The organism is Amycolatopsis rhizosphaerae, from assembly GCF_007713715.1.
In the GTDB taxonomy this organism is placed as follows: domain Bacteria; phylum Actinomycetota; class Actinomycetes; order Mycobacteriales; family Pseudonocardiaceae; genus Amycolatopsis_E; species Amycolatopsis_E rhizosphaerae.
Genome location: NZ_VJWX01000452.1, coordinates 1 through 5,792, shown reverse-complemented (window position 1 = coordinate 5,792; position 5,792 = coordinate 1). Strand labels below are relative to the sequence as shown.

Annotated in this window: 7 protein-coding genes; 4 read left to right on the top strand and 3 right to left on the bottom strand. The window is 71.2% G+C overall.

Annotation, left to right across the window (positions count from 1 at the left end; genetic code table 11):
* Positions 1–1,039: GDSL-type esterase/lipase family protein (locus FNH05_RS30345; RefSeq protein WP_144592282.1), on the top strand; the 1,039-nt coding region annotated here is incomplete at its 5' end.
* Between the two features lie 7 nt (positions 1,040–1,046).
* Here FNH05_RS30345 and FNH05_RS30340 read toward each other — a convergent pair.
* Both FNH05_RS30340 and FNH05_RS30335 read right to left on the bottom strand, forming a co-directional pair.
* A complete protein-coding gene (locus FNH05_RS30340; RefSeq protein WP_144592281.1) occupies positions 1,047–2,297 on the bottom strand; it encodes a carotenoid oxygenase family protein in 1,251 nt (416 codons plus the stop codon).
* Positions 2,294–2,896, bottom strand: coding sequence for a hypothetical protein (locus tag FNH05_RS30335; protein WP_144592280.1), 603 nt, complete (start codon positions 2,894–2,896; stop codon positions 2,294–2,296). The genes FNH05_RS30340 and FNH05_RS30335 overlap by 4 nt, the downstream gene beginning before the upstream one ends.
* Before the next feature lie 56 nt (positions 2,897–2,952).
* Between FNH05_RS30335 and FNH05_RS30330 the strand changes: the two genes are divergently transcribed.
* Genes FNH05_RS30330 through FNH05_RS30320 form a run of 3 tightly spaced genes read left to right on the top strand, consistent with a single transcriptional unit; the run spans position 2,953 to position 5,012 of the window.
* Entirely contained in the window at positions 2,953–3,471 is a 519-nt protein-coding gene (locus tag FNH05_RS30330; protein WP_144592279.1) for a PadR family transcriptional regulator, read from the top strand.
* A gap of 28 nt (positions 3,472–3,499) precedes the next feature.
* Positions 3,500–4,255: a DUF427 domain-containing protein gene (locus FNH05_RS30325; RefSeq protein WP_144592278.1), complete on the top strand. Its 756-nt coding sequence runs from the start codon at positions 3,500–3,502 to the stop codon at positions 4,253–4,255.
* A 46-nt stretch (positions 4,256–4,301) separates the two neighbouring features.
* On the top strand, positions 4,302–5,012 hold the full coding sequence (locus FNH05_RS30320) for an MBL fold metallo-hydrolase (RefSeq protein ID WP_144592277.1): 711 nt from the start codon (positions 4,302–4,304) through the stop codon (positions 5,010–5,012).
* A gap of 102 nt (positions 5,013–5,114) precedes the next feature.
* Here FNH05_RS30320 and FNH05_RS30315 read toward each other — a convergent pair.
* Positions 5,115–5,792, bottom strand: a 678-nt coding sequence (locus FNH05_RS30315) for a glycerate kinase family protein (RefSeq protein WP_144592276.1), incomplete at its 5' end; no start/stop codon positions are given.

Genomic DNA, 5,792 nt, shown 5'->3' with positions numbered 1-5,792 from the left:
CGCCATGGCCGAGTCCCAGCCCTCCGGGGTCCGGCTGGCCTTTCGCACCCGTGCCACCTTCGTCGAACTGGACACGCTGCCCACCAAACGGGTCTACGTCGGTGTCCCGCCCCGCCCGGACGGCGGGTACGACCTGCTCGTCGACGGCCGGCTGGCCGGCCAGGCGAGTGTCACCGGCGGCAACACGGTGACCATCGACCTCGCCGCCGGGACCGCCGAGCACCGCCCCGGCCCGGTCGGCACCCTCCGCTTCGCCGAGCTGCCCGGCGGGGCCAAGGACGTCGAAATCTGGCTGCCACACAACGAGACCACCGAACTCGTCGCACTGCGCACCGATGCCCCCATCGAGCCCGCCCGGGAGCGGGGGCGCAGGGTGTGGCTGCACCACGGCAGTTCGATCAGCCACGGTTCGGACGCCGCGAGCCCGTCCACCACCTGGCCCGCCCTCGCCGCCGCGCTGGGCGACGTGGCACTGGTCAACCTGGGGCTGGGCGGCAGCGCTCTGCTCGACCCGTTCACCGCCCGCGCCCTTCGCGACACCCCCGCCGACCTGATCAGCGTCAAGATCGGCATCAACCTGGTCAACACGGATCTGATGCGCCTGCGCGCCTTCGGCCCCGCCGTGCACGGCTTCCTCGACACCATCCGGGAAGGCCATCCGGAGATCCCGCTGCTGGTCGTCTCGCCCATCCTGTGCCCCCTCCACGAGAACGTCCCGGGCCCCAGCGCCATGGATTTCGCCGCGCTCGGCTCCGGCCGGCTGCTGTTCCGCGCCCTGGGCGATCCCGCGGAGCGGGCGAACGGGAAGCTGACGCTGGGCGTCATCCGGGACGAGCTGGCCCGGATCGTGCGGCAGCGGCGGGCCGAGGACCCGAACCTGCACTACCTGGACGGCCGGGATCTCTACGGCGAGGCCGACTTCGCCGAGCTGCCGCTGCCCGACCGGCTCCACCCGGACGCCGCCACGCACCGCCGCATCGGCGAACGGTTCGCCAAGCTGGTCTTCGCGGCGGACGGCGCCTTCGACCGCTCCCGCTAGCCGGGGCTCAGCCCGCGATCCAGCTGCCGTGAAAACCGGCGGGCACGCGGCCGGGCAGGTGGACCGTGGCGACGGGGGTGCGCAGGTCGGTGGCGTCGAGGATCACCAGGTCGCTGGTACCGCGCGTCTCGTCGTGGACGTAGGTGAGCAACCAGTTGGGTGGCGCGAACACCGCCTCCCCGGGGATCCTGCCCGCCGCGAAGGTGTGTGCCTGCGAACCTCCGGCATGCAGGTCGTACCGCACCAGCGTGTCGCCCGCCGTCACGTGCCCGTAGCGGACGTCCTGCCCGGCGAGGCGGTCGTCGATGCGCGGGAACTCGCAGGGCCGGTCGTCGAGTTGGTCCTCGGTGACCGTGCCCGTCGCGAGGTCGACGGTCCAGCGCCACAGCGTCGACGGCGCGTCCTCGTGGCCTGCCCACCACAGGTGCGGGTACCGCACGACGTACAGCACGATCCGGTCCCCGGCTTCGTGCGCGTTGAGGGTGTGGAAGACGTAGCAGGGGTCGACGGGGAACCAGCGCACCGGACCGTGGGGGCCGAGCCGGGACAGCACCCCGATCCGCGCCGCGTAGCCGGGATCCCAGTGGTAGGGCATACCGGCGGTGGCGGACGGATCGAACACCACGGGCAGGTCGAGGAACACCACGTGCCTGCTGGTGAGGGTGAAGTCGTGCATCATCGTCGGCCCTGGCACGTCCACCGGGCGGCTCAGTTCGAGCTCCCCGCGGGCGTTCGCCCGGTGGTAGGTGAGATAGGGCGGGCGAGGCGAATAGCCGAAGAAGTGGAGTTCCCCGGTCTCGGGGCAGAGCTTCGGATGCGCCGTCATCGGGGTGCGCAGCGCGCCGTCGAAGTCGTAGGGACCCACGGTGTCGAGTTCGCGGGTGACCTCGTACGGCAGCGAGGACTCCACGAGGGCGAGCGTCCGGCCCGCGTGGTGGATCACGTGCGTGTTGGCCAGTGACGCGGTCAGGTCGACACTTCCGTCCTCCCGGACGCGCGTCGTCTCGCCGGTGAAGCTGCGGGTGCGGACCCAGCGGTTGCGGTACCAGGCGGCGCGGCCTTTCTCCAGGCGCACCCCGTGGATCATCCCTTCGCCGAGGAACCAGTGCGCCGAGCCGGAACGGGGGTTGGGGCCGTTGCGCAGGTACCAGCCGGTGAGCTCGGGCGGCAGAGCGCCGGTGACGGGCAGGTCGAAGGCGGTGCGTTCCTCGGTCACCGGCGCGTAGACGCCGCGCAGGTGGAAGCCGGTTTCGGTCATGCCGCACCGCCCAGCCTGCTCGCGTAGCGCGCCCGCACGATGCGCGGGTAGCGGACGGTGAACAGCACCGGCACCGCGAAGCTCGCGATCTTGAGCGTGACCACGGCGGCCGTGGCGTGCGGGGCGAAGGCCAGGAGAAGGCCCAGCGCGAGGGCCTCGAGGGTGAAGGCGGTGGCCCAGACCGCGGTGATGACCGCGTTCGTCCTGCGGAACACGGGATTGTCCCAGAGCGAGCGGTCGGCCATCTGGCGCGCGACGCCCAGGGTGAACGGGCGGCCGAGGGCGAGCGAACCCCAGGCGGTCAGGCCCAGCCAGGCCGAGGACAGCGTGACGACCTCGTCGCGCACCGGGGAATCGGGGGCCACGAAGGCGACCACGGAGAGCGCGGCGAAGAAGAGCGCGGCGCTGAGTTCGATGACCATCGCGTCGAGCGGGGTGCGCCGCAGGAGTCCCCACCCCGCCACGGCGCAGGACAGGCCGAAGCCGATGAGGGCGCTGGTGCGCCAGTCGAACTGCGTCGCCACGACGGCGTACAGGATCCAGGGCGCGAAGCTGCGCAGGTAGTTCACCGGTCCTCCCAGATATTCCAGTTGTGACATGTCGAAACTAGAAGCTCCTGAAGTGACCTGTCAATACTGGAAGGTAAGATCGGCGCATGAGCCTGAGACACGCCCTGCTCGGCCTGCTCGCCGGTAGCCCCGGCAGCGGCTACGACCTGCTGCGGAAGTTCGAAATTTCGCTGGCCAACGTGTGGCCCGCCACCCAGAGCCAGGTCTACACCGAGCTTTCCCGGCTCGCCGACACCGGCCACATCGAGGTCACCGCCGAGGGCCCGCGAGGGCGCAAGGAGTACGCGATCACCGACGACGGCCGGGCCGAACTCCGGCACTGGATGCTGGAGGTCCCGCCCCAGCAGCGGCGCCGCAACGACCTGCTGCTGCGGGTCTTCTTCCTCGACACCGTGGATCCCGTCGAGGCCCGCGAGTTCCTCCTGCGCAGTCGAGACCAGGTGGCGGAACTGCGGGACGGGCTGCGCAAGGTGAGGGAGTCCGTCGACTGGGGGGACGACTCGCTGTCGGTGTACGGCACGCTCGCGCTGGAATGGGGCCTGCGCTACGCCACGATGCACGTCGAATGGGCCGAGTGGGCGATCGGGCGGCTGCCGGGGAAATAAACCCGCGGCCCGGCCGGTTGCGCCGATCATGAGCAGCGAAGGACGGGGCCGGGTACGGGCCGAGCGGGGCGCCAAGCGGGTGCGGGCGGTGTTCGGCGGCAGGTTCGTCGCCGACACCATCCGGCCGCTGATGGTCTGGGAGGTGCCCTACTACCCGACGTACTACATCCCCCGCGAGGACATCGCGGCAGGCGTGCTCGTGCCTTCCGGCAACACCCACCACTCGCCCAGTCGCGGGGACGGCAAGCTCGAGACGGTCCGGGTGGGGGAGCGGGAGGCCACGGACGCCGCGCTGGAGTACGCGGACTCCCCGATCGAGGAGCTGCGCGGTCACGTCCGGCTGGACTTCGCCGCGATGGACGCGTGGTTCGAGGAGGACGAGGAGATCTTCGTCCACCCGCGCGACCCGCGCACCCGCGTGGACGTCCTCGCCAGCTCCCGCCATGTGCGGGTCGAGATCGACGGGGTGACGGTGGCCGATTCCCGCAGCCCCCGGCTGCTGTTCGAAACCGGCCTGCCCACCCGGTACTACCTGCCCAAGACCGATGTCCGGCTGGACCTGATCGAGCCCAGCGACACGATCACCCGCTGCCCGTACAAGGGCGAGGCGGAGTACTACTCGGTGCGCATCGGTGATCGCGTGCATCCCGACATCGCCTGGTACTACCGGATGCCCCTGCCCGAGAGCCAGAAGGTGCAGGGACTGGTGGCCTTCTACGACGAGAAGGTCGACGTCTACCTCGACGGCGTGAAACAGGAGCGCCCGAAGACCGTGTTCGGCTGAGCTTCCCGACTCGAACCGCTGCCACCGCGGGCTCTAGTCTCCAGGCATGTCCGATCGCTTGTATTTCCGCCAACTGCTCTCGGGGCGCGACTTCGCCGTGGGCGATCCGATCGCCACGCAGATGGTCAACTTCGCCTACCTGATCGGGGACCGCGAGACGCGGGAAGCGGTGATCGTGGACCCCGCGTACGCGGTCGGCGATCTGCTGGACGTGCTGGCCGCGGACGACATGCGGCTCGCCGGGGTGCTCGCCACGCACCACCACCCCGACCACGTCGGCGGCACGATGATGGGTTTCACCCTCCACGGGCTGGCCGAACTGCTCGCCCGCGAACCGGTGCCGGTGCACGTCAACCGCGAAGAGGCCGAGTGGGTGCAGCGTGTCACCGGCGTGTCGAAGACCGACCTGACCCCGCACGAGCACGACGACGTCGTGCACGTGGGCGAGATCCCGATCCGGCTGCTGCACACCCCCGGGCACACGCCGGGCAGCCAGTGCTTCCTGCTGGAGGGGCGGCTGGTCGCGGGAGACACGCTGTTCCTGGACGGCTGCGGGCGCACCGACTTCCCCGGCGGGGACGCCGAGGCGATGTACCACAGCCTGCGGCGGCTCGCGGAACTGCGGGGCGACCCGGTGGTGTTCCCCGGCCACCGGTACTCGGCCGCCCCGTCGGCGCCGCTTTCGTCCGTGCGGGAGAACAACTACGTGTACCGCCCGCGCTCGCTGGACGAGTGGAAGGCCATGTTCGGCGGCTGAAACACCGGCGGCCGGAGGGGCCGGGGCGAGCCGTGAAGGGACCCTTCACGGTCGTATTTGCTGTGAAGGGACCCTTCACGGCCAACGCCTGCTGCCTCCCGGTCAGAGCCAGTCGGCGGCGACGCGGGCGGCCAGCCGCTCCAGCAGCGGGGCGGCTTCCGCCATGCAGCGGGTGACGTCCGGTTCGAGGTCGGTCAGCGCGTACGCGGCGGAAAAGCCGTGCTCCCGCAGGGTTTCCGGGGGCAGCGCGAGGCGCCCGGCCATCGCGACGACGGGGATGCCGAGCCGCCGTGCGGCCTCGGCGACCCCGGCCGGGCCCTTGCCCCGCAGGGTCTGCTCGTCGAAGGAGCCCTCTCCGGTGATCACCAGGTCGGCTCCGGGCAGCTTGGCCTCGAAACCCGTCATCTCCAGCACCACCTCGATTCCCGGCCGGAAGCGCGCGTGCAGCAGGGTGAGCGCCGCGTAGCCGGTGCCCCCGGCGGCACCGGCGCCCGGGGCGTCCGCCATCGCCGGATCGACCAGGTCCGCGAAATGCCCGAGCGCCGAGTCCAGCAGAGCGACCTCCTCCGGCGTGGCGCCCTTCTGCGGCCCGTATACCGTCGCCGCGCCCTGCGCACCCAGCAACGGGTTGTCCACGTCGCTGGCCACGATGATCTCGGCCGCCCGCAGGCGCGGGTCCATCCCGGTGAGGTCGACGTGCGCGAGATCGAGCAGCGCCTTCCCGCCCAGGGGGAGTTCGCGGCCGCCCTCGTCCAGCAGCTTGGCACCCAGCCCCCGCAC

What these genes read in the sequence shown, in the direction of transcription:
- FNH05_RS30340 (WP_144592281.1), bottom strand. Translation starts at nt 2,297, where the DNA reads ATGACCGAAACCGGCTTCCACCTGCGCGGCGTCTACGCGCCGGTGACC.
- FNH05_RS30335 (WP_144592280.1), bottom strand. Translation starts at nt 2,896, where the DNA reads ATGTCACAACTGGAATATCTGGGAGGACCGGTGAACTACCTGCGCAGC.
- FNH05_RS30330 (WP_144592279.1), top strand. Translation starts at nt 2,953, where the DNA reads ATGAGCCTGAGACACGCCCTGCTCGGCCTGCTCGCCGGTAGCCCCGGC.
- FNH05_RS30325 (WP_144592278.1), top strand. Translation starts at nt 3,500, where the DNA reads ATGAGCAGCGAAGGACGGGGCCGGGTACGGGCCGAGCGGGGCGCCAAG.
- FNH05_RS30320 (WP_144592277.1), top strand. Translation starts at nt 4,302, where the DNA reads ATGTCCGATCGCTTGTATTTCCGCCAACTGCTCTCGGGGCGCGACTTC.